The organism is Novacetimonas maltaceti (genome assembly GCF_002906255.1).
In the GTDB taxonomy this organism is placed as follows: domain Bacteria; phylum Pseudomonadota; class Alphaproteobacteria; order Acetobacterales; family Acetobacteraceae; genus Novacetimonas; species Novacetimonas maltaceti.
The window spans coordinates 1-520 of sequence record NZ_POTC01000157.1; the positions used below are offsets into that span (position 1 = coordinate 1).

The 520-nt window shown below is 55.4% G+C and carries 1 protein-coding gene; it reads right to left on the bottom strand.

Translation table 11 applies throughout. The features are described 5' to 3' along the window. Positions 1-103: 103 nt before the first annotated feature. Entirely contained in the window at positions 104-358 is a 255-nt protein-coding gene (locus KMAL_RS16795; protein WP_110096545.1) for a hypothetical protein, read from the bottom strand. Positions 359-520: the final 162 nt, after the last annotated feature.

Genomic DNA, 520 nt, shown 5'->3' on the forward strand with positions numbered 1-520 from the left:
GCGGAGGACAACTCCCAATCTGCTCAAAACGCAGACCGGAGGCCATCGCAAAAACCGTCAATCAAATCGCCAAAACCCAGAAATTACCGGCCAAGCACATCAATCAGGGGTTCTTCGATCCCTCCAAGTCTTCCGGGTCTTCTGGCACGGGCAGAGACAGCAGGAAAAATCCCGCGGCTACCGTGATCGCACCCGTTGCAACGGGCAGCCAGCGGAGGACTGTCACCATCGCGGAGTCCTGCGTGCTGCCGTTGACGACAAGCGCCCAGCCACTCACGCACAAAAGCGCAAAACCACCCACAAAACAGGCCACAATCCAGAGCAACCGACGCACATAAGGAGACGAAGACTTGCTCATGATGTGACCTTTCAGATCATTGCTTGAAGGCCCGCGCTAGGGCCTGTTAGATCTTGAATTTCTTCCCATATTGTAGGGATGGAAGAAGGAGACAGAACAGGCACCTTTACGGACGAGACATGGGCGATCTGGGAACCTCTGATTGAGGAGGTTCGCCCGAGG

Coding starts and splice junctions, on each gene's coding strand:
- KMAL_RS16795 (WP_110096545.1), bottom strand. CDS start 358: ATGAGCAAGTCTTCGTCTCCTTATGTGCGTCGGTTGCTCTGGATTGTG.